The organism is Xanthomonas rydalmerensis, from assembly GCF_033170385.1.
Taxonomy (GTDB): domain Bacteria; phylum Pseudomonadota; class Gammaproteobacteria; order Xanthomonadales; family Xanthomonadaceae; genus Xanthomonas_A; species Xanthomonas_A rydalmerensis.
Genome location: NZ_CP126170.1, coordinates 997,338 through 1,019,214 on the forward strand (window position 1 = coordinate 997,338; position 21,877 = coordinate 1,019,214).

Consider the following 21,877-nt stretch of genomic DNA (forward strand, 5'->3'; position numbering starts at 1 on the left):
CCAGATCTTCCCGCATGGCCATGTCGGGCTGCGCCGCGTCCAGGCGCTGTCGATGCGCACGCATGCTGTGCTGTTGCTGCTGGCCTGTGCGCTGCTGGTGCCGGTCGCGTCCGCCGCGGCGGCGCAGGACGTGCAGGACGCGCAGGGCGATGCCGCGCGCGGCGTGCTGCTGCGCACGCTCGGCCCGCGCGCGGCCGAGCTACAGCTGCAACGGCAGCCGCGCGGCCGCGGCAACGACTGGTACCAGGTCGCCGCCGAGGCCGGCGCGCTGCGCGTGTCCGGGTCGTCCGAAGTGGCGCTGGCGCATGGCGCCTACAGCTATCTGCAGTCGATCGGCGCGGCATCGGTGAGTTGGGAAGGCAGCCGGATCGCCTTGCCTGCGGCCTATGCGGACTTCCGCGGGCAGCGGACGGCCACCCCGTTCGCGCACCGCGCCTACCTCAACGTCTGCACCTACGGTTACACCACGCCGTGGTGGGACTGGGCGCGCTGGGAGCGCGAGATCGACTGGATGGCCCTGCACGGCATCGACATGCCGCTGGCGATGGAAGGCCAGGAGTACGTGTGGCAGGCGCTGTGGCGCGAGTTCGGCGTCGCCGATGCCGAGCTGGCGCAGTACTTCTCCGGCCCGGCGTTCGCGCCGTGGCAGCGCATGGGCAACATCGAGGGCTACGACGTGCCGCTGCCGCAGCAGTGGATCGAGGACAAGCATGCGCTGCAGTTGCGCATCCTGCAGCGCATGCGTGCACTGGGCATGAAGCCGGTGCTGCCGGCCTTCGCCGGCTACGTGCCGAAGGCGTTCGCGCAGGCGCATCCGCAGGCACGCATCTACCGCATGCGCGCCTGGGAGGGCTTCCACGAGACCTATTGGCTGGATCCGGCCGATCCGCTGTTCGCACAGATCGCGCAACGCTTCATCCAGCTCTACGACCGCACCTACGGCAAGGGCACCTACTACCTGGCCGATGCGTTCAACGAGATGCTGCCGCCGATCGCCGCCGACGGCAGCGACGCGCGCCTGGCCAGTTACGGCGACAGCACCGCCAACACCGCCAAGGCCGCGCCACCCGAGGTGCCGCCGGCGCAGCGTGACAAGCGCCTGGCCGAATACGGCCGCGCGCTGTACGCCTCGATCCATCGCGCCAATCCGGATGCGGTGTGGGTGATGCAGGGCTGGCTGTTCGGCGCCGACCGCCACTTCTGGACGCCACAGGCGATCGCCGCATTCCTGCGCGAGGTGCCCAACGACAAGTTGCTGGTGCTGGACATCGGCAACGACCGCTACCCGGGGACCTGGAAGCTTTCCGATGCGTTCGACGGCAAGCAATGGATCTACGGCTACGTGCACAACTACGGCGGCAGCAATCCGGTGTACGGCGACCTGGCGTTCTACCGGCAGGACCTGCGCACGCTGCTTGCCGACAAGGACAAACGGCAACTTGTCGGCTTCGGCGCATTCCCGGAAGGGCTGCACACCAATTCGGTGGTCTACGAATACATGTACGCGCTGGCCTGGGGCGCACAGCAGCGCCCGTTGCAGGACTGGCTCGACGACTACACCCGCGCCCGCTACGGACACACCTCGCCGGCCTTGCGCGCGGCCTGGGACGACCTGCAGGCCTCGGTGCTGTCGACCCGCTACTGGACGCCGCGCTGGTGGCGCAGCCGGGCCGGCGCCTACCTGTTGTTCAAGCGGCCGACGCTGGACATCGGCGACTTCGATGAGGCGCCGGGCGATCCGCCACGGTTGCGCCGCGCCCTGCAGCAATTGCTGGCGCTGGCGCCGGAATACGCCGACGCGCCGTTGTATCGCTACGACCTGGTCGACTTCGCCCGCCACTACGCCACCGGCCGCGTGGACGCGCAGTTGCAGCAGGCGGTGGCCGCCTACCGACGCGGCGACGTCGCGGCCGGCGACGCCGCGGCGGCGCGGGTGCGAGAGGCGGTGACGCAACTCGACCGTCTGGTCGGCGGCCAGCAGGAGACCCTGTCGAGCTGGCTCGACGCGGCGGCTGACTATGCCAAGACGCCGCAGGATGCCGCGTACTACCGGCGCGACGCCAAGGCGCAGGTCAGCGTGTGGGGCGGCGAGGGCAATCTCGGCGACTACGCGTCCAAGGCCTGGCAGGGCATGTACGCCGATTACTACCTGCCGCGCTGGACGTTGGCGCTGCAGATGCTGCGTGACGCGGCGGTGGCCGGCGGCAGCGTGGACGAGGCGCAGCTGCAGCAGCGCCTGCGCGCCTGGGAGCGCGACTGGGTGGCGCGCGACACGGCCTACGCGCGGCAGGCGCCGGCCGATCCGGTCGCCGCGGTGCGCGCGCTGCTGCAACAGGTGGATGCGCCATGAGCGCCGCGCCCGCCAGCCCTCCCGCCGCGGCGCCGTCGCGCGAACGCTTCCTGTCGCTGGACGTGTTCCGCGGCCTGACCATCTTCCTGATGATCCTGGTCAACACGCCGGGCGCCGGCGCCGATGCCTTCGTGCAGTTGCGGCACACGCCGTGGTTCGGCTTCACCGCGGCCGACCTGGTGTTCCCGTCGTTCCTGTTCGCGGTCGGCAACGCGATGAGCTTCGCGCTGGATCGTGGCCAGCCGCTCGGCGCCTTCCTGCGCCGGGTCGGCAAGCGCAGCGCGCTGATCTTCCTGCTCGGCTTCCTGATGTACTGGTTTCCGTTCGTGCACCAGGGCGCCGACGGCCACTGGAGCTTCACCGCGATCGACCAGACCCGGGTGCCGGGCGTGCTGCAGCGCATCGCCTTGTGCTATGCGCTGGCCGCGCTGCTGTGCCGCTGGCTGTCGCCTCGCGCCCTGCTGGGCGCCTGTGTCGCACTGCTGCTCGGCTACTGGGGCGCGCTGTACCTGTGGGGCCAGCCGGGCGCGGAGCTGAGCAAGCTCGGCAACGCCGGCACGCGCCTGGACCTGTGGCTGCTGGACCCGGCGCAGCTGTATCGCAAGGACGGCGGATTCGATCCGGAAGGCCTGCTCGGCACGCTGCCGGCCACGGTCAACGTCATCGCCGGCTACCTGACCGGGCTGTACGTGCGCCACGCCGGCAAGCAGGCGCGCACCGTGCGCTGGCTGCTGCTGGCCGGGATCGCGCTGACGTTGCTGGCCCTGGCCTGGCAGCCGTGGTTCCCGCTGGCCAAGAAGCTGTGGACCGGCTCGTTCGTGCTGCTGACCGTGGGCCTGGACCTGCTGTTGCTGGGCGCACTGCTGTGGGCCATCGAGGTGCGCCATTGGCGGGCCGGCAGCGGCTTCTTCACCGTGCTCGGGCGCAATCCGCTGGCGATCTACCTGTTTTCCGAGCTGTTCGTGGTCTGCCTGCGGCTGGTCCCGGCCGGTGCCAGCGGTATGGACCTGTACCAGTGGCTGGGCGTGGAGGTGTTCCAGCGGCTGCTGCCCGGCCCCTGGGGCAGCCTGGCCTGCGCGCTGGCCTACACCCTGCTGTGCTGGGGAATGGGCTGGTGGATGGATCGACGGCGGCTGTACCTGCGGCTGTAGCCCGGCGTGCACGGACCGCGAATTGGTACTATATTGGACATAACGAATTCATGCGGACTGGAGAGCGCGCCATGACCAAGCCCAAGCCGCAGGCCGATCCCCGCCTGCAAGCGCTGGCCGTGGATCCGGACGCGCCGACCCCGCTGTACCTGCAACTGGCCAGCAAGCTGGTGGAGGCGATCAAGGGCGGGCAGTGGAAGCCGGGCGAGGCGCTGCCGGCCGAGCGGCAACTGTGCGAGTACCTGCAGGTGTCGCGGGTGACCCTGCGCCAGGCCGTGGATGCGCTGGTCGAGCAAGGCCTGGTGTCGCGCCGCCAGGGCGCCGGCACCTTCGTCACTTCGCACATCCAGCATCAGCTCAGCGGCCTGGCCAGCTTCAGCGAGACCCTGCGCATGAAGGGGCTGGAGCCGGGCACGCGCTGGCTGGAGCGGCGCACGCGCCCGGCGCACGGCGAGGAGATCCTGCGTCTTGGCCTATCGCCGGACACGGTGGTCGCGGCGCTGACCCGTTTGCGCAGCGCCGACGGCCGGGTGATGGCCTACGAGAAGGCGGTGCTGCCGCAGCACGTGGTGCCCGATCCGCACGCCATCGCCGATTCGCTCTACACCTACCTGGACGAGCGCGGCACCCCGGTGGTGCGGGCGCTGCAGTACTTCCGCGCCATCAACCTGCCGGCGCGGCTGGCCGGTCATCTGGGTATGAAGGAAGGCGAGGCGATCCTGCACGTGGTGCGGGTCGGCTACACCCGCGACGGCAGCGCGATCGAACTGACCGACACCTATTGCCACAACGACTACTACGACTTCGTCGCCGAGCTGCGACGCTGATCGCCGAACCCCGCGCCCTCCCGGAGCACGCCCGCCCATGACCACCGCACGGCCCGCCAGTCCCTACGCCTCCATCGCCATCGTCGGCCTGTTGTTCTTCATCATGGGCTTCTTTACCTGGATCAACGGGCCGTTGATCCTGTTCGCCAAGGTCGCCTTCAACGTCAGCGACGCGTTCGCGTTCCTCATCCCGAGCGCGTTCTACATTTCCTACTTCTGCCTGGCGCTGCCTTCTTCGTTCATCCTGAAGCTGACCGGGATGAAGAAGGGCTTGGCCCTGAGCCTGCTGATCATGGCGATCGGTGCCGCCATCTTCGGCCAGTTCACCAATGACCGCTCCTACGTGGGCGCGGTGAGCGGCATCTTCATCATCGGCGGCGGCCTGGCCTTGCTGCAGACCGCGGTCAATCCGTACATCAGCATTCTCGGGCCGATCGACGGCGCCGCGCGCCGTATCGCACTCATGGGCATCTGCAACAAGGTGGCCGGAGCGCTGGCCACCTATGGCCTGGCGAAAGTGGTCCTGCACGGCATGGAGGATTTTTCGACCCAGATCGAACAGGTGCTGCCTGCGCAGAAGGAAATCCTGCTGCAGGAGTTCGCTGGCCGAATCCACGGCCCGTACATGGCGATCGCCGGCGTCCTCGCCGTGCTGTCTGTCGCCCTCCTGTTTTCGCCCTTGCCCGAGATCAGCCCCGAGAAGGCGAACGCGTCGGCATCGGACGAGCGCAACCGCGACAGCATCTTTGCGTTTCCGCATGTGTGGCTGGGCGCGTTGTGCATCTTCGTGTACGTCGGTGCGGAGGTGATGGCGGGCGATGCGATCGGCATCTATGGCAAGAGCCTCGGTCTGTCGCTCGACTACGCGAAATATTTCACGATCGGCACGCTCGCCTGCATGTTGGCGGGCTACCTGCTCGGCCTGGTGCTGATCCCGAAGTACATCTCCCAGGAAAAGTACCTGTCCTTCTCGGCCTGCCTTGGCATCGTCTTCTCGCTGTGTGCCATGTTGACCAGTGGCTACGTGTCGGTGGCATTCGTGGCAGCGCTCGGATTCGCCAATGCCATCATGTGGCCGGCCATTTTCCCCCTGGCCATCAAGGGCCTGGGCAAGTTCACCGAAAAGGGCGCTGCATTGTTGATCATGGGCATCGTGGGCGGCGCCGCGGTTCCGCAGCTGTTCGCCCATTTGAAGGAGTTCTTCGATTTCCAGGTGGTCTTCGCCGGCTTGATGATCGCCTGCTACCTCTACATCTTGTTCTTTGCGCTGCGCGGTCACCGCGTCGGCCAGGGCGCGGCGAGCTGACGCGCTTTTCCCCAACTCGGCAAATTATCCAATGCGCAGACCCACCATCAAAGACGTCGCCGAACGGGCGCGGGTGTCGCTGAAGACCGTCTCGCGGGTCATCAACAACGAACCGTCGGTGATGCAGGCCACGCGCTCGCGCGTGCTGCATGCCATCGCCGAACTGGACTACGAGCCGGATCCGTCGGCGCGCAACCTGCGCAGCGGCACCCCGTTCGTGATCGGGCTGGTGTACGACAACCCCAATCCGTACCACATCATCGGCGTGCAGAACGGCGTGCTCGCCGCCTGCCGCGAGACCGGCTTCGGCCTGCAGATCCACCCCTGCGATTCCACCGCGCCGATGCTGGCCGAGGAACTGGCCGAGTGGACCCAGCGTTCGCGCCTGGCCGGGCTGGTGCTGACCGCGCCGATGTCCGAGCGCGCCGACCTGGTCGCGGCGCTGGCCGCGCGCGGGATCAAGACCGTGCGCATCATCGCCGCCACCGAGGATCCGCAGGACGGCCCGTGCGTCTACGTCGACGACCGCGACGCCGCCTACGCGATCACCGAACACCTGATCCAGCTCGGCCACCAGCGCATCGGCTTTCTGTGGGGCGGCACCTCGCACCGCTCCAGCGGCGAGCGCTATGCCGGCTACGAGGCGGCGCTGAAGGACTACGGCATCACCCTGGACAAGCACCTGGTGATCCCCGGCGACTACACCTTCGACGACGGCTTCCGTGGCGCGCGGCGCCTGCTGGCACTGCGCGAACCGCCGACGGCGATCTTCGGCTCCAACGACGAGATCGCCGCCGGCGTGCTGGCGGCGGCCAAGTCGGCGGGCATGAACGTGCCCTACGACCTGTCCATCGCCGGCTTCGAGGACAGCCCGTTCTCGCGCCAGTCGTGGCCGCCGCTGACCACCGCCAAGCAGGCCACCGAGGACATCGCCCGCCATGCCGCGCGCTTGCTGATCAGCCAGTTGCGCAGCGATGCCTACGAAGACCATCCGGCGCCGGTGCACAACCAGGGCTTCGTGCCGCAATTGGTGGTGCGCGGCTCGACTGCGCCCATGCAGCCGCATTCCCAGCCGCATTCCCGCCGTTCCTCCTCCCCCGACCCCACATGACCCTGCCCATGGCGCTGCCCTCCGAAACCGAAACCCTGATGTTCCGTGAAGCCGCGGAAGCCGCCGCGGTCGTCGCCGCGCAGTTCGAGCGCAACCACGCCACGGTGGCCGCACTGGCCGCCTCGCTGCGCGCCGATCCGCCGCCGTTCGTGGTGACCTGCGCGCGCGGCAGTTCCGACCACGCCGCCACCTACGCCAAGTACCTGTTCGAGACCCAGCTCGGCGTGGTCACCGCCTCGGCCTCGCCCTCGGTGGGCTCGGTCTACGAGGCGCCGCTGCAGTTGCGTGGGGCGCTGTACCTGGTGATCTCGCAATCGGGCAAGAGCCCGGACCTGCTGCGCAATGCGCAGGCCGCCAAGGATGCCGGCGCGCGCGTGGTGGCCCTGGTCAACGTCGAGGATTCGCCGCTGGCGCAACTGGCCGACACGGTGATCCCGCTCGGCGCCGGCCCCGAGAAGAGCGTGGCCGCGACCAAGAGCTACCTGGCTTCGCTGGCGGCGATCCTGCAGCTCGGTGCGCACTGGAAGAACGACCCGGCGCTGCTGGGCGCGCTGCAGGAACTGCCGCAGGCGCTGCGCGCGGCCTGGCAGGCCGACTGGCGCTCGCTCACCGACGGCCTGGTCGATGCCCACAACCTGTTCGTGCTCGACCGCGGCCTGGGCCTGGCGGCGGCGCAGGAAGCGGCACTGAAGTTCAAGGAAACCTGCGGCCTGCATGCCGAGGCCTACAGCTCGGCGGAAGTGAAGCACGGGCCGATGGCGCTGGTGGGTCCGGGCTTCCCGGTGCTGGCCTTCGACCAGCCGGACGAGGCCGGCGAGGGCACCCGGCGCCTGGCCGAGGAGTTCCGCGGCCGTGGCGCGCAGGTGTGGCTGGCCAGCGCCGGCGGCGATCTGCCGCTGGTGGCCGCGCCGCACCCGGCCTGTGCGCCGCTGCTGGCGATCCAGAGCTTCTACCGCGCGATCAACGCCCTGGCGCTGCGCCGTGGCTACAACCCGGACCTGCCGCCGCATCTGAACAAAGTGACGGAGACCGTCTGATGACGACGGTGGCGCTGCGCAATGCCCGCGTGCTCGGCGAGGACGGGTTTCTCGACGGCGTCAGCGTGCTGCTGGAGGGCGGGCGCATCCTCGCCCTGCTCGACGACGCCGACCCGCGCGTGGCGGCAGCGCCAGTGCAGCACGACCTGGGCGGCGGCAGCCTGCTGCCGGGCTTCATCGACCTGCAGGTCAACGGCGGCGGTGGCGTGCTGTTCAACAACCGCACCGACGTCGAGGCGCTGCGCCGCATCGGCCAGGGCCATCGCCGCTACGGCACCACCGGCTACCTGCCGACGCTGATCAGCGACGACCTGGAGGTGATGCGCGCAGCGATCGCCGCCACCCGCCAGGCCATCGCCGACGGCGTGCCGGGCGTGCTCGGCATCCACCTGGAAGGGCCGTACCTGGCGCCGGCGCGCAAGGGCACCCACAACGCCGACAAGTTCCGCGTGCCCGACGCCGAGGAACTTGCGCTGGCTACCTCGCTGGACAACGGCGTCACCCTGATCACCCTGGCACCGGAACGCGTGCCGCCGGCCAGCATCCACACCCTGGCCGCGGCAGGCGCGCGCGTGTTCGCCGGCCACACCGCCGCCAGCTACGAAGAGACCCGCGCCGGGCTGGATGCCGGCATCTGCGGCTTCACCCATCTGTACAACGCGATGACGCCGTTGCAGGGACGCGATCCCGGCGTGGTCGGCGCGGCGCTGGAAGACCGCAACGCCTGGTGCGGCGTCATCGTCGACGGCGTGCACGTGCATCCGGCCAGCCTGCGCGTGGCGCTGGCGGCCAAGCCGCGCGGCACCGTGTTCCTGGTCACCGACGCGATGCCGATGGTCGGCGCCGACAGTCCCGCGTTCGACCTGTACGGCGAAACCATCACCGCCATCGACGGCGTGGTGCGCAATGCCGCCGGCGCCCTGGCCGGCTCGGCGCTGGACATGGCCAGCGCGGTACGCAACAGCGTGCAGTGGCTGGGCGTGCCGTTGGAAGAAGCCGCGCGCATGGCCTCGCTGTACCCCGCGCAGTGCGTGGGCCTGGACCACCGCTACGGCCACATCGCGCCCGGCTACCAGGCCGACCTGGTGCTGCTGGATGAGGCGCTGCAGGTCCGCCACACCTGGATCGCCGGCGCGATGGAGTAGACGGCCGCCGGCACCGCCGCCAACACGGCAGGTGTCTCCCGGCGAGGTGACGATCCTCGGCCTCGGCAGCCAAGGGCTTCCGCCACACCTGTGTGCCGATGCTGTCGCCCGCATGCAGTAGGATCGCGGGCGATCGCCACAGGGGGAGATCGTCATGCGGATCGTGGATACGGTCGTGCCGCGTCTTTGCGGCAGCGGCCAAGATTGGTTCGACGGTGTGTCGCGCATCGCCGCGACCTGGCGAATACAGTGGAAGGGCATCGGCGTCGATGTGCCGCGCGCGCCGCGAGGGCGGCGCCATCAGCACTGGCAGGGGCCCCATCCGCGCAGTGCCGGCGGCATCGGTGCCGGGATCGTTCTGCTGTTGTGGGCCGTGTCCTGGCCGGCCTGGGCGGCGGCGGCACCGGCCGCATGCCGGCGGCCTGCGTTGCCGGTGGCCTGTACGGGCCCGACCGCGGTCGGGCGCTTCGTCGCCCGCAATGCCGGCCCTTGGCAGCCCTACGCGTTCGCCGAGCCGCTGGACGTGCCGGCAGGGCAGACCCTGGCCATCGCGATCTGCGGACAGGCCAACCAGACCGTGCAGGATGCGCATTGGCTGGCACAGCCATCGCTGTTGCCGACGCTGGTCCACAGTGTCGGTGCGGACGCCACGCTGGCGATCCTGGTGCAGGACAGCGCCAATGTGGCGCTGGCCGGGCGCCTGACCCTGGGCGAGGACACGCTCGCCGCCGATGGCACGCTGCGCGCGCCGACGGGGCCGGTACAGGCCGCGCTGATCGGCACGCTGGTCGACGGCCCCATCGCCGCCGGCGCGCGTATCGATCTGCAACTGCGCGATGCGGCCAACGTCAGCCTGCAGACGCCGCAGAGCCACCTGCATCTGGGCGGCGGCAGCCTGAGCGAACGGTTGATCGCGCCGCGCGATGCGTCGGCCGTGGCCGCCGATGCGGCCTGCCTCGAGGTCGCGGTGGAGCGCAGCGATCGGGTCCGCGGTGGCCGCGGCACACTGACGGTCGGCGGCGGCCGCCTGCAGGGCGCGCTGGTCGCGCATCCGCTGCGTGGCAGCCGCGTCGCCGTGCAGGCCGACGACGTGGCCAACGTGGCGGCGGACGAGGTCCGCCTGTTCGCCGGCCAGCTGCTGGACGAGGTACTACAAGCCGGGCCGTGGCTGGGCGGCCAGATCGCGATCGCGCTGGGCAACACCGCCAATGTCGACGCGCGCTCGCTGGAGATCCAGGATGCGGTGATGATCGACGAACTGGTCGACGCCGAGCGCGTGGAGAACGCGGCGATCGACCTGCGCCTGAGCGATGCCGGCAGCGCGATTCTCGCCGGCACATTGCGCATCCACGATGGTGGGCTGATCGACGAGCCGCTGGACGCGTCCGATCTGCTCGCCTCGGACGTGGCGGTGACGCTGCTGCGCAGCGGCAACGCCGTCGCCGCCGATGCGCTGATCGTGGACGGAGAGCTGATCGACGAAGCGATCGACGTCGGCGCGGTGCAGAACGCGGCCTTGTCGGTGCGGTTCGAGGATGCCGGCAATCTGGATGCGGTGACGGCGCGGATCGAGGAGGGCGAATTGATCGACGAGGCGATCGATGCCGCCTCCTTCGACGGCGGTACGCTCACCATCGCGTTCGCGGACAGCGGCAACGTCAGCGGCGACGCCTTGGCCATCGCCCATGGCGAACTGATCGACGAAGCGCTCGATCTGCAGGGGCTGCTCGCGCATGCCGATCTGCGCCTGGACATGACCGATGCCGGCAACGCCCGGGTCCAGGCGCTGGACATCGTCGAGGGCGAACTGGTCGACGAACTGCTGGACCTGGTCGACGCGCGCGATGCCAGCGCCGAACTGCGCGTGCGGCGCAGCGCGAACGCCGGCGGCGCGCTGTCGGCGTCGGCCCAGCGCGTGTCGCTCGTGTATGGCGAGTTGATGGATGAGGTGATCGACGCGGCGGGCACGCTGGAGGGATTCACCGGCGTCGTCGACCTGGGCGATACCGCCAACGCGCGCGCCGCGCGCATCGCCCTGCAGGGCGCGCAGCTGCTGGACGGTGTGCTGGACGCGGCAGCGCTGCGTACCAGCGAGCTCGGCCTGCAACTGGTCGATGTGGCCAACGCGCGTTACCGGGACGCCTTGGAGATGCGGGAAAACAGCACGCTGTTGGGGACGCTGGCCGATGTGGACAGCCGCGATGCCGCGTCGCAGATCGCCACGGTGGTCGTGGCCAGCGGAGAGGCGATCCAGGTGCCGTAGCGGTCGTTGGGCCGGCGGTGCGCCGATCGACGGCAGCGAAGTTGCCGTTGCCGCGTTTTCCGGCGATGCGCCGGTCATCCGGATGTGCGATGTCGGCTGCGGCGGCGGCGATGGCCAGCGGGTCGGGGCGGAAAGGCGCCTCTGCTCGCTCCGGGAAGCGCGTTCGTGGGAGTGGCAACGCGAGCGAGTCCTCGCAGAAGCCGCTGCTGCATCGTGCAGGTGCAAGCGCTGCCTGGCGTGGAGCGGGTGCCGTCCCGCTTTGGGTAGGCATGCCGAAGGACACCTTGCGGCCGGCCTGGGTCGTCGGCAAGCTTGACCATCGGTTTCCACGCAGCGATGGCGCAGGGACGCACGGTCCTCGCCGCGCTCCATGCATTTGCCAGGAGTGTGCATCGAATGACTCGCAGCGCTGCACTGGTGCTCCTGCTTGCAGGAATCGCCGGCATTTCCGCCGCCCGTGCCGAGGACGCCTTGGCGCCGGTGGAAGCGCGCGTCCCGTTCGCGCCCGCTGCGTTCGCCGGCAGCGACGGACGCACGCATCTGGCCTATGAGCTGCACGTCACCAATTTCTATGGCGATTCCGGCGCGCTGGCGCCGCAGGGGCTGGACGTGTTCGGTGACGATGCGGCCACGCCCCTGCTGGCACTGGATGCGAAGCAACTGTCGCACGTGGTGAAGCCTGCGCCGGCGGCGCAGGAGCCGGTGGCGATCCTCCCCGGCAACCGCGCGGTGTTCTTCGTCTGGTTGACCCTGCCGGCGGGGGTGTCGGTGCCGCACCGCTTGCGTCACCGCATCCACTTCACCGCGGACGCCCATGCGAGCAGCATGCTCGACGGCGCCACCGTCCAGGTCGGCGATGCGCAGCCCATGGTCATCGGCGCGCCGTTGCGCGGCGGCCGCTGGTTGGCCCACGAAGGCCCCGGTGCCGCCCAGTCGCACCATTGGGGCAGCCTGGTGGCGGTGAACGGGCAACTGACCATTCCGCAGCGCTACGCCCTGGATCTGGTGGGTGTCGACGATGCCGGGCACGTGCTGAGAGCCGGCGTGAAGGACATCCACAGATCCAGCTACGCCGACTGGATCGGCTACGGCGCGGACGTGCTTGCCGTGGCCGACGGCGTCGTGCGCAGCGCGCGCGATGGCGAGGCCGAACACCAGCCGCTCAGTGCGCAACCGCAACCCGCCTCGCTCACCAGCGACGGCCTGTTCGGCAACTATGTGGTGCTGGAAATCGCACCTGGCACGTTCGCAAGCTATGCGCATCTGCGCCGGGGCAGCCTCAAGGTGAAAGCGGGCGAGCGGGTGCGGCGGGGGCAGGTGCTTGCGCAGTTGGGACAGTCCGGCAATTCCGCGGCGCCGCATCTGCACTTTCAGCTGTCCAATGCCGTCGCGTTCGAAGGTTCCGAAGGCGTGCCTTACGCGTTCGAGCGCTTCGGCTATCTCGGCACCGAATCCGAAGCCCAGCTGTTTGGGCAGGGCGAGCCATGGCACGCCTCGCCCATCGAAGATCGCCGGTCGCAGCTGCCGCTCAACGACGTGGTGATCCAGTTTCCCGGTCAGTCAGGACCGGGTCCCTGACCAAAGGCACAAGCCCGCCGCCTGGAACACTTGCCGTGGTCGAGGTGAGCGGAGCCTCGTTCGGCCAGCTTCTGCGAACGGAACGCTTCGCGTCCCGGCCAGCGGCGCGGAACTGCCGCCTATCAGGCGAAAACCGCGCCGTACCTGCGGAACGGCATGCGGCGCAAGGCCCGGCCGCGTCAGTCTGCGGATGCGCGACGCGCCGCGGCGATCGCCGCGATCCGCGCCTTGGCGAGGGCCTCGCCGATCTGCGGGCCGCTCAGGCCTTGCGCGGCCAGGTCGCGGGCGTTGACCGCCAGGGCCGCTGCGTGCAGGCGCTGCAACGTGCGGCCCTGCGGGTAGTCGGCATCCTCGCTGCCGAGGCGGCCGCGTTTGTCGGCCTCGCACACCGTTGCCAGCTGCGCGATGCGTTCGGGCTTGCGGAAGCCGTCGCAGCGCTGCAGCAGTTCGTGCACGGTGCGGTCGCGCAGCTCGTCCAGGCGATGCACGTTCAGATGCTCGCGGCAGGCGATTTCGGCCAGTTGCCGGTACTCCTGCGGCACCTTCAGGCGTTCGCACAGCGCGCGCAGCGGCGCCAGGCCGCGTTGCTCGTGCATCAGGTGGCGCGGCCATTCCTCCGGTGGCGTCAGCGCCTTGCCCAGGTCGTGAGTGAGCGCAGCGAAGCCGATCAGCGCATCGCCCGGCGCCAGTCGCGCGGCCATGTCGCTGACCAGTTCCTGGTGGCGGCCGGTGTCGACTTCGGGGTGGTACTCGGCGCGCTGCGGCACGCCGTACAGCGCGTCCAGCTCAGGTAGCACGCTGCGCAGCGCGCCCGCGTCGTACAGGGTGCGCAGGAACGCCGACGGTTGCGCCGAGGCGAGGCTGCGGCGCAGTTCCTGCCACACGCGCTCGGGCACCAGCGTGTCCAGTTCGCCACTGGCCGCCATCTCGCGCATCAAGGCCATGGTTTCCGGTGCCACGCTGAAGCCGAGCGGCGCCAGTCGTGCCATGAAGCGCGCCGCGCGCAGTACGCGCAGCGGGTCTTCGCCGAACGCCGGGCCGATGTGGCGCAGCACGCGGCGTTCGATGTCGCGCGCGCCGCCGTAGGGATCGACCAGCGCGCCACTGTCCTCGTCGCGGGCGATCGCGTTGATGGTGAAGTCGCGGCGCTGCAGGTCTTCCTCCAGCGTCACCGACGGATCGGCATCGACCACGAAGCCGTGGTAGCCACGCCCCGACTTGCGCTCGGTGCGCGCCAGCGCGTATTCCTCGCCGCTGTGTGGATGCAGGAACACCGGGAAATCGCGCCCGACCTGTTTGTAGCCCAGGTCGAGCATCTGCTGCGGTGTGGCGCCGACCACCACCCAGTCGCGATCGCCGGGCGGCTGCCCAAGCAGGGCGTCGCGGACGGCGCCGCCGACGAGGTAGGTGTTCATGGGCGGGGATTCGGGATTGGGGATTGGGGATTGGGGATTGGCCAGAGCGGCGTCGTGCGAATGGACGCTGCCCTGGCCTATTCCGGCGGATGCTACCTGCATACGGATGCGCTGCGCTGTTGCCAATCCCGACTCCCTAATCCCGATTCCCCGCCTCACACACAAACTTCTTGCGCGGCGCATCCAGCTTGCCGAGCATGCGGTCGCTGAGCGGCAGGGCGTCGCCGTTGAGGCGCCAGTCGTAGATCACGCTGAAGGCCAGGACGCGCGCCACGTACTCGCGGGTTTCCTTGTAGCTGACCGTCTCGATCCAGAAGTCGGCATCGTGGCCCGGGCGCTGGCTCTGCCAGCGTGCGGCCGGGCCGGGGCCGGCGTTGTAGGCGGCGATGGTCAGGTAAGGCAGGCCGTAGGTGTTGAGCAATTGGCGCAGGTAGGCGGTGCCGATGGCGATGTTGGTGTCCGGGTCGTACAGGCTGGCGGCGCCGCCGTAGCCGGCCAGGCCGAGGTTGCGGGCGACGCTGGCGCCGGTGGCCGGCACCACCTGCATCAGGCCCATCGCATTGGCCGGCGAGCGCGCGTTCGGATTGAACACGCTCTCGGCGCGGATCTCGGCGGCGACCCAGGCCGCGTCGATGGCGTTCTTGCCGGCTTCGCGGCGAATGGTGGCATCGTGGTGCAGCGGGAAGCGCAGCGTGTACAGACGCTGTTCCTCCGGGCGCTTGCCCAGCGAGAACACCGCGCGGTCGAACCAGCCGTTGGCGCTGGCCACTTCCACCGCCAGGCGCCGCTGGGTGTCGTCGAAGCGGCTCAGCGCATCGTTCCACTCGGCCACCGCCCAGCCGGCGCGGTCGATCTTGAACAGCTCCAGCGCGCGGATCAGCGCCGGATCGCGTGCCACCGCCGCCTGCGCCTGCGCGCTGTCGTTCGGTTCCCACGGGCACAGCGCGTACGGTTGCTTGAGCCGGTCGGCGGCCAGGAAGCCGTGGAAGGTGGCGGAGGTGGCAGCCTCGCGGTACAGCCGCTGCGCCTCGCTGGCATTGCCGGTCTTCTCCGCCAGCCGCGCTTCGAAGTACTGCCAGCGCGAATCGCTGCGCTGCGTCGGCGGCATCTTGCGGATCGCCGCCAGCGCCGCCGGCCAGTCGCCGCGCGCCATTGCCTCGCGCGCGCGCCACTCGTGCAGGCGTTCGTCGTAGGCGGACTCGGGCACGGCGTTGAGCCGGCGCGCCGAATCGGAGCCGTACGAGGCCACCGTCCACAGCGCGATCTGGTACAGCACCGCGCTGCGCTGCGCCTCGCTGAACTGCAGCGCCTGGGCGAACTGCGGCAGTTGCCGCTCGGCCGCGTCGGGATCGGCCTTGGCCAGCTTCTCCAACCCGTCCACCGCCACCTTGCGGCTGCGCTCGGTCTTGGGCCAGCTCAGCGCGCGCGCATGCACCGCGTCCAGGAACGCGGCGTAGTCGTTGGCCAGGGCCAAGTCGGCCGCGGGCAGGCCGCGGGCGGCGGCACGCATCACCGCGGGCTGCTGTGTGTCCGCGGCCGCTTCCACCCGCGCCCAGCGCAACGCATCGGTCATGCCGCCGCGCGCCTGCAGCACCGCGAACACCGGATCGCAGGCGTCGGGCAGCGACTTGCCGGCGTTGCGCCACAACGCCTGCGCTTCGTCCACCCACTGCGCGTCGGCGCGGCCGGTGGCCTGGCGCGCATTGAGCTGGGCGCAGCGCAGGCCGAGGTTCTCGGTGGGTTTCCAGTTCGCCAGCAGCGCCGGCCAGTCCTCGCGCCGCGCCAGCGCCGGCAGCCACAGCGCACGGAAGCTTTCGGCCACCGGCTGTCCGGCATAGCGCTTGAGGAAGTCCTGCGCCTGCGCATCGGACACCTTGTCGATGTTGCGGCGCAGGTTGGCGTACTCCAGCCAGCCGTACAGCGGATGCTGCTTGAACGCGGCCGCGCGGACCGGATCGAAACGGCCTTGCTCGGCATCGTCGATCGCCGAGCGGATCGCCGGGCGTTGCGCGTCCAGGGACTGGGCGAGGGCGGAAACGGGGCCGCACATCGCGGCGGCGAACAGCAGGAGAGACGTGCGCAGGATCATGCGCGGGACTATACCGAACGCCGATGAATCGCCGTGCCATCGGGCGAGGGCGCACGCAGTGGTACGTTCCGGCATCGCGGCTGCGGCGCTGTCGTTCCGCGTCGTCCCGGCGCGCCGGCGATCGCACTGGATGCACCGAATCGGCGTGGGCGCTTCGCGCGCCGTACCCTCACCCCAACCCCTCTCCCGGTGGGAGAGGGGCTTCGGCTTTTCCCTTCTCCCCTCGGGACCATGGCCCCCTTTCCGGGGGAAGGTGCCCCGCAGGGGCGGATGAGGGTGCGGGCGAAGCCTCGTGTCGCCAGATCGGCGCGGGCGCTTCGCGTGCCGGACCCTCACCCCAACCCCTCTCCCGGTGGGAGAGGGGCTTCGGCTTCTCCCTTCTCCCTCCGGGACCATGGCCCCCTTTTCGGGGGAAGGTGCCCCGCAGGGGCGGATGAGGGTGCGGGCGAAGCCTCGTGTCGCGAGATCGGCGCGGGCGCTTCGCGTGCCGGACCCTCACCCCAACCCCTCTCCCGGTGGGAGAGGGGCTTCGGCTTCTCCCTTCTCCCTCCGGGACCATGGCCCCCTGTTCGGGGGAAGTGCCCCGCAGGGGCGGATGAGGGTCTGGGCGAAGCCTCGTGTCGCCAAATCGGCGCGGGCGCTGCGCCTCCGTACCCTCACCCCAACCCCTCTCCCGAGGGGAGAGGGGCTTCGGCATTGCGTCGCCGATTGACGACATCTCGCACCCCCGTGTCTACCAGATCGACCAGTCGTCGCGATCGCCCGCGCTTTGCCCGCCGGATGCTTGCAGGCCGTTCACGATTTGTTTACAAAGAATTCCACGCCGTCGCGGTGCAGGGGGTCGCAGCGGCCGACTCACATCCTTTCTGGAGAGAGAGACGGATGAATTTCCTGCACCGCCATCCTTTGGTCTTCGCGGTTTCCCTGGCCCTGCTCGGCGGTGTCCCCGCCATCGCCGGCGCCCAGCAACAGACGCCCCCGGCCGCTCCCGGCAATGCCACGACCCTGGACAGCGTGCAGGTCACCGGCACCCGCATCCGCCGCGCCGAAGTCGAGGGCCAGGTGCCGGTGCAGACGTTGAGCCGCGCCGACATCGAACGCACCGGCCTCACCTCCATCGGCGATGTGCTGCAGGAACTCACCGCCTCCGGCTCGGCCTTGAACGCCAAGTTCAATTCCTCCGGCAATTTCGGCTTCCCGCCGGACGGCAGCGGCGTCGGCGCCGGCTCGGCGCAGGTGGATCTGCGCCACCTGGGCGCCAAACGCGTGCTGGTGCTGGTCGACGGCATGCGCTGGGTCAACGAGTCCTCCGCCTCGGGCGTGGGCGCGGCCACCGACCTCAACACCATCCCGCTGGCCATCGTCGAACGCGTCGAGGTACTGGAGGACGGCGCCTCCTCGCTGTACGGCTCCGACGCCATCGCCGGCGTGGTCAACATCATCACCCGGCGCAATTTCGAAGGCGGCCAGGTCACGCTGAACTACGGCGAGTACGACAAGGGCGACGGCGCCAGCAAGGGCGTAGACCTGGCCTGGGGCCACAGCACCGAGCGTACCAGCCTGTTCCTCGGCGCCAGCTACACCAAGCAGGATCCGATCTACGCGCGCGACCGCGCGCAGTCGCTGTATCCGATTCCCGGCACCGGCCTGAGCTTCGGCAGCTCGGCCACGCCGGACGGGCGTTTCATCTTCGTCGACCCCAACACCGGCGCCGAGCAGAACCTGACCCCGAACAGTGGCGTGGGCACGCCCCGCTACGACGGCGCCGGCGGCTGCAGCCGCAGCGACGACTACCACTGCTTCACCACCGCCGACCGCTACAACTTCGCCGCGTCCAACCTGCTGCTGACGCCGTCCGAGCGCAAGGGCGTGTTCGGCCAGTTCCGCTTCTTCTTCAACGACGACGTGCAGTGGTACCTGAAGCTGCTCGGCAACCGCCGCGAATCGACCAACCAGGCCGCGCCGGAGCCGATCTTCCTCGGGCCCGATGCCGGCACCGGCAATCCGCTGGCCGACAACATCGTCATCTCCGCCGCCAACCCGTACAACCCGTTCGGCTTCGCGCTGGATTCGGGCAGCAACCTGATCATGATCGGGCGCCGCCCGGTGGAAGGCGGCGCGCGCGTGTTCGAGCAGCGCGTGGACACCCAGTACGTCGGCACCGGCTTCATCGGCAGCTTCGAGAGCGCCGACCGCACCTGGTTCTGGGACGTCAACGGCGCCTACAGCAAGAACAAGGCCGAGCAGACCAACTACGGCAGCTACAACATCTACAACATCAACCTGGCGCTCGGCGATCCGGCGGCGTGCGCGGCGGTGGCCGGCTGCGTGCCGCTGAACATCTTCGGTGGCGCCGGCAGCATCACCCCGGACATGCTGCGCTGGATCCAGCCGGTGGTGCACGACCGCAGCCAGAACGAGCTGACCCAGTTCACCGCCAACCTCAGCAGCGACCTGTTCCGGCTGCCGGCCGGTGCGGTGTCCTTCGCCACCGGTGTGGAGTACCGCAAGTACGAGGGCTTCTACCGCCCCGATCCGCTGACCGTGATCGGCCACTACAACGGCGTGCCGTCGCTGCCGACGCAGGGCAGCTACGACGTCAAGGAGGCCTACCTCGAACTGAGCGTGCCGATCTTCGCCGACTCGCCGCTGGGCGACAAACTCGACCTGAGCCTGGCTGGCCGCTATTCCGACTACTCCACCTTCGGCGGCAAGTTCACCCCGAAGTACGGCCTGCGCTGGCAGGTGGCGCCGGACTTCGTGCTGCGCGCCAGCTATGCCGAAGGCTTCCGCGCGCCCAGCATCGGCGAACTGTACGGCTCGGCCGCGCGCGCCGACCTGACCCTGTCCGACCCGTGCTCGATCGGCCTGGGCGGCACCGCGCCGCGCGGCAGCGCCAGCAACTGCGCCACGCTCGGCGTGCCAGCCGGCTACCAGCAGGCCAATTCGCAGATCTCGGTGACCACCGGCGGCAACCGCGCGCTGGAGCCGGAGAAGGCGCGCAGCTTCAGCGCCGGCTTCGTCTGGAGCCCGTGGTTCGCCAGCAACGTGCCGTGGTCGGACCGCTTCGACGTGGAGGTGACCTTCTACCGCCACGACATCGACGGCGCGATCCAGGCGATCAACGCGCAGACCCAGCTCGACCTGTGCGTGGATACGCTCTCTCCGACCTATTGCGACGGCATTACCCGCGCCTCCACCGGCGGCATCAACGGCTTCAACAATCGGCTCACCAACCTCGGCTCGATCAAGACCGACGGCTGGGACGTGGACCTGTTCTGGAACTCGCCGGAGACCGCGGCCGGCCGCTTCAAGATCGGCTGGCAGAACACCTTCGTCACCCGCTACGTCGCCACCGGCGCGGCCGGCCAGGTGCAGCCGCAGCGCCCGGGCGTGGAAGTGGTGGACAGCTCGATTCCCGAGTGGACCAGCAATCTGAGCCTGGACTGGTCGCGCGGCCGCTGGAATGCGTCGTGGACGCTGCGGCACATCTCCGAGCTGACCGAACAGTGCGGCGACGCGGTCGCGTTCCCGGTGTGCAGCAATCCGGTGGCCGGCACCAACACGCTGGACGCGATCACCTACCACGACCTGCAGGTCGGCTATCGCTTCGACTGGCTCAAGGGCCTGACCCTCAGCGGCGGCGTCAACAACGTCTTCGACAAGGACCCGCCGATCTGCCTGTCGTGCTCGCTCAACGGCTACGACGCCTCCACCTACGGCATTCCCGGCGGCCGCTACCTGTACGTGCGCGCGGACCTGAAGTTCTAGTTGCTGCACGCGATGGCACCCTGCGAAAGCGAGCGTTCGCTCTCGCAGGGCGCGGCTGATGCGGGGGGCGAAGCAACCTTGATGCTGTAGGAGCGGCTTTAGCCGCGACCGATGTTCCCTGGGAACGCCCGTCGCGGCTAAAGCCGCTCCTACGCGTGGTGCAAGAACCGGTGTCGCCGCCTCAGCGCAACAAGTGCTGCGGCACTTCGATCTCGGTGGCCACGGCCAGGTGGTCGGAGAAGGCGGCGGGCACCGCACGCTGCGCGTTGCAGCGCAGGCCGTCGCTGACCAGGATGTGGTCGATGGCGCGCTGCGGGCGCCAGCTCGGGAAGGTCGGGACCACGCAGCCCGGCGGTTGCAGCCGGGTGCGCTGGTAGAGGAACTGCATTTCCGGGCGATCGGCGACGCAGTTGAAGTCGCCCATCAGCACCACGTTGGGATGATCGGACAGCAGTTCGGCGATGAAGGCCAGCTGCGCCGCGCGCGAGTTGGCGCCCAGCGACAGGTGCGCCACCGCCACCGCCAGGCCTTCGGCGCCGTTGCCGAACTTGGCCAGCAGCACGCCGCGCCCGCCGAGCCGGCCGGGCAGGGCGTGGTCCTGCACTTCCACCGGCTCCAGCCGGCTGAGCAGGCCGTTGGCGCTGGAGGCCACGCCGCCCACGCGCCGGTTCGGCTGGTGGCTCCAGTAGTTGAAGCCGGCGCGCTCGGCCAGGTAGTGGGTCTGGTTGGTGAAGCCCGAGCGCAGGCTGCCGGGGTCGGCCTCCTGCAGGCCGACGATGTCGTGGTCGCTGGCCAGCTGCGCGATCGCGTCCAGGCTGCTGCGCTTGCGCCCGGCCGGCAGCGCATGCGACCAGCTGCGGGTCACGTAGTCGCTGTAGCGGCGCGTGCTGGAACCGGCCTGGATGTTGGCGGTGAGCACGCGCAGGGTGCGGATGGCGGGAGCAGTCACGGCGGTGCGGCCCGGGGCGGACGGCTTACTTGGCCATCGCCGCGCGTTCGCGCGCGATCAGGTGATCGGCGATGCGCAGCATGTCGTCGTAGCTCTTGCCCTTGACCAGGTACTTGCCGTTGATGATCAGCGACGGCGTGCCGCTGATGCCGCTGCGGGTGGCGAACTGCTTGGCGCGGTTGGTCTTGGTGGCCACCGCGAAGCTGCCCATGGTGTCGGCGAACTGCTTCGGGTCCACGCCGTACTTGGCGTAGAAGTTGGCGATGTCCTGCACCGAGTCGCGGCCGCGCTCGCCCTTCAGGGTCTGGTCGACGTGGATCGCCTTGTACAGCGCATCGTGGGTCTTCTCCTGCACGCCCAGCGCCTCGGCGGCGTAGAACGCGCGGGCGTAGTCGTCCCAGGTGCCGCCGAACATCGCCGGCACGTAAACGAAGCGCACGTCGGACGGCAGGCCGGCCTTCCACGGGCCGATCAGCGGCTGGAAGCGCGCACAGGCCGGGCAGACGTAGCCGAACACCTCGGCCACCTCGATCTTGCCGTTGGTCGGCTGGAACGGCTGGCCGCCTGCGATGTCGACATAGTCGGTGCCGGCGACCGGCTCCGGGCCATTCGGGGTCTTGGCCGCGACCGGCTTGGCCGGGGCGGCGCTGTCGCCTTCGGCGGCGGGCTGCGCGGCGGCATCGGCGCTGGTGGCCGCGGGAGCGGCCGGCGTCTCGGCGGGCGCAGCGGCAGCGTCGTTGCCGGCTGCGGGCGCGGCAGCCGGAGCCGCGGCGGTGCCGGAGGCAGGGGCGACGGCGTCGGCAGTGCCGTCCTGGGCCTTGCATGCCACCAGGATCGGCAGCAGGGCCATCAGGGTCAGGGCGAAGCGGGTCTTCATCGGCGACA

Annotated in this window: 14 protein-coding genes; 10 read left to right on the top strand and 4 right to left on the bottom strand. The window is 69.8% G+C overall.

Going from position 1 to position 21,877, the window contains the following annotated elements; all coding sequences use genetic code 11:
* The first annotated feature begins 52 nt into the window (after positions 1-52).
* The 9 genes from QN245_RS04215 (at position 53) to QN245_RS04255 (ending at position 12,768) form a co-directional block, all read left to right on the top strand.
* A complete protein-coding gene (locus QN245_RS04215; RefSeq protein WP_425612941.1) occupies positions 53-2,350 on the top strand; it encodes an alpha-N-acetylglucosaminidase in 2,298 nt (765 codons plus the stop codon).
* Positions 2,347-3,501, top strand: coding sequence for an acyltransferase family protein (locus QN245_RS04220; RefSeq protein ID WP_317844642.1), 1,155 nt, complete (start codon positions 2,347-2,349; stop codon positions 3,499-3,501). Before QN245_RS04215 ends, QN245_RS04220 begins: the two co-directional genes overlap by 4 nt.
* 71 nt (positions 3,502-3,572) lie before the next feature.
* Complete coding sequence (locus tag QN245_RS04225) at positions 3,573-4,328, top strand: GntR family transcriptional regulator (protein WP_160966826.1); 756 nt, start codon at positions 3,573-3,575, stop codon at positions 4,326-4,328.
* Positions 4,329-4,365: 37 nt separating this feature from the next.
* Entirely contained in the window at positions 4,366-5,634 is a 1,269-nt protein-coding gene (locus QN245_RS04230) for a sugar MFS transporter (RefSeq protein WP_160966828.1), read from the top strand.
* Positions 5,635-5,665: 31 nt separating this feature from the next.
* Positions 5,666-6,745, top strand: a complete 1,080-nt coding sequence (locus QN245_RS04235; protein ID WP_160966830.1) for a LacI family DNA-binding transcriptional regulator — start codon at positions 5,666-5,668, stop codon at positions 6,743-6,745.
* Positions 6,746-6,753: 8 nt separating this feature from the next.
* On the top strand, positions 6,754-7,782 hold the full coding sequence (locus tag QN245_RS04240; protein ID WP_160966910.1) for an SIS domain-containing protein: 1,029 nt from the start codon (positions 6,754-6,756) through the stop codon (positions 7,780-7,782).
* Positions 7,782-8,927, top strand: a complete 1,146-nt coding sequence (gene nagA, locus QN245_RS04245) for an N-acetylglucosamine-6-phosphate deacetylase (protein ID WP_317844643.1) — start codon at positions 7,782-7,784, stop codon at positions 8,925-8,927. Before QN245_RS04240 ends, nagA begins: the two co-directional genes overlap by 1 nt.
* Positions 8,928-9,102: 175 nt before the next feature.
* Positions 9,103-11,190, top strand: a complete 2,088-nt coding sequence (locus QN245_RS04250; protein ID WP_317844644.1) for a hypothetical protein — start codon at positions 9,103-9,105, stop codon at positions 11,188-11,190.
* Between the two features lie 312 nt (positions 11,191-11,502).
* Positions 11,503-12,768 (top strand): M23 family metallopeptidase, encoded by a 1,266-nt coding sequence (locus QN245_RS04255; protein ID WP_317844645.1) that lies wholly within the window; start codon positions 11,503-11,505, stop codon positions 12,766-12,768.
* 179 nt (positions 12,769-12,947) lie between these two features.
* Here QN245_RS04255 and QN245_RS04260 read toward each other — a convergent pair whose 3' ends face one another.
* Positions 12,948-14,183, bottom strand: a complete 1,236-nt coding sequence (locus tag QN245_RS04260) for a multifunctional CCA addition/repair protein (RefSeq protein WP_317844646.1) — start codon at positions 14,181-14,183, stop codon at positions 12,948-12,950.
* Positions 14,184-14,319: 136 nt separating this feature from the next.
* Positions 14,320-16,233, bottom strand: a complete 1,914-nt coding sequence (locus QN245_RS04265) for a transglycosylase SLT domain-containing protein (RefSeq protein ID WP_317845305.1) — start codon at positions 16,231-16,233, stop codon at positions 14,320-14,322.
* 921 nt (positions 16,234-17,154) lie between these two features.
* Between QN245_RS04265 and QN245_RS04270 the strand changes: the two genes are divergently transcribed.
* Positions 17,155-20,043: a TonB-dependent receptor gene (locus QN245_RS04270; RefSeq protein WP_167087877.1), complete on the top strand. Its 2,889-nt coding sequence runs from the start codon at positions 17,155-17,157 to the stop codon at positions 20,041-20,043.
* Positions 20,044-20,224: 181 nt separating this feature from the next.
* Here the strand turns inward: QN245_RS04270 and QN245_RS04275 are convergent, their stop codons facing one another.
* Both QN245_RS04275 and QN245_RS04280 read right to left on the bottom strand, forming a co-directional pair.
* A complete protein-coding gene (locus tag QN245_RS04275) occupies positions 20,225-20,992 on the bottom strand; it encodes an endonuclease/exonuclease/phosphatase family protein (RefSeq protein WP_317844647.1) in 768 nt (255 codons plus the stop codon).
* Positions 20,993-21,017: 25 nt separating this feature from the next.
* Positions 21,018-21,869, bottom strand: coding sequence for a thiol:disulfide interchange protein DsbA/DsbL (locus QN245_RS04280; protein WP_160966844.1), 852 nt, complete (start codon positions 21,867-21,869; stop codon positions 21,018-21,020).
* Positions 21,870-21,877 lie beyond the last annotated feature (8 nt).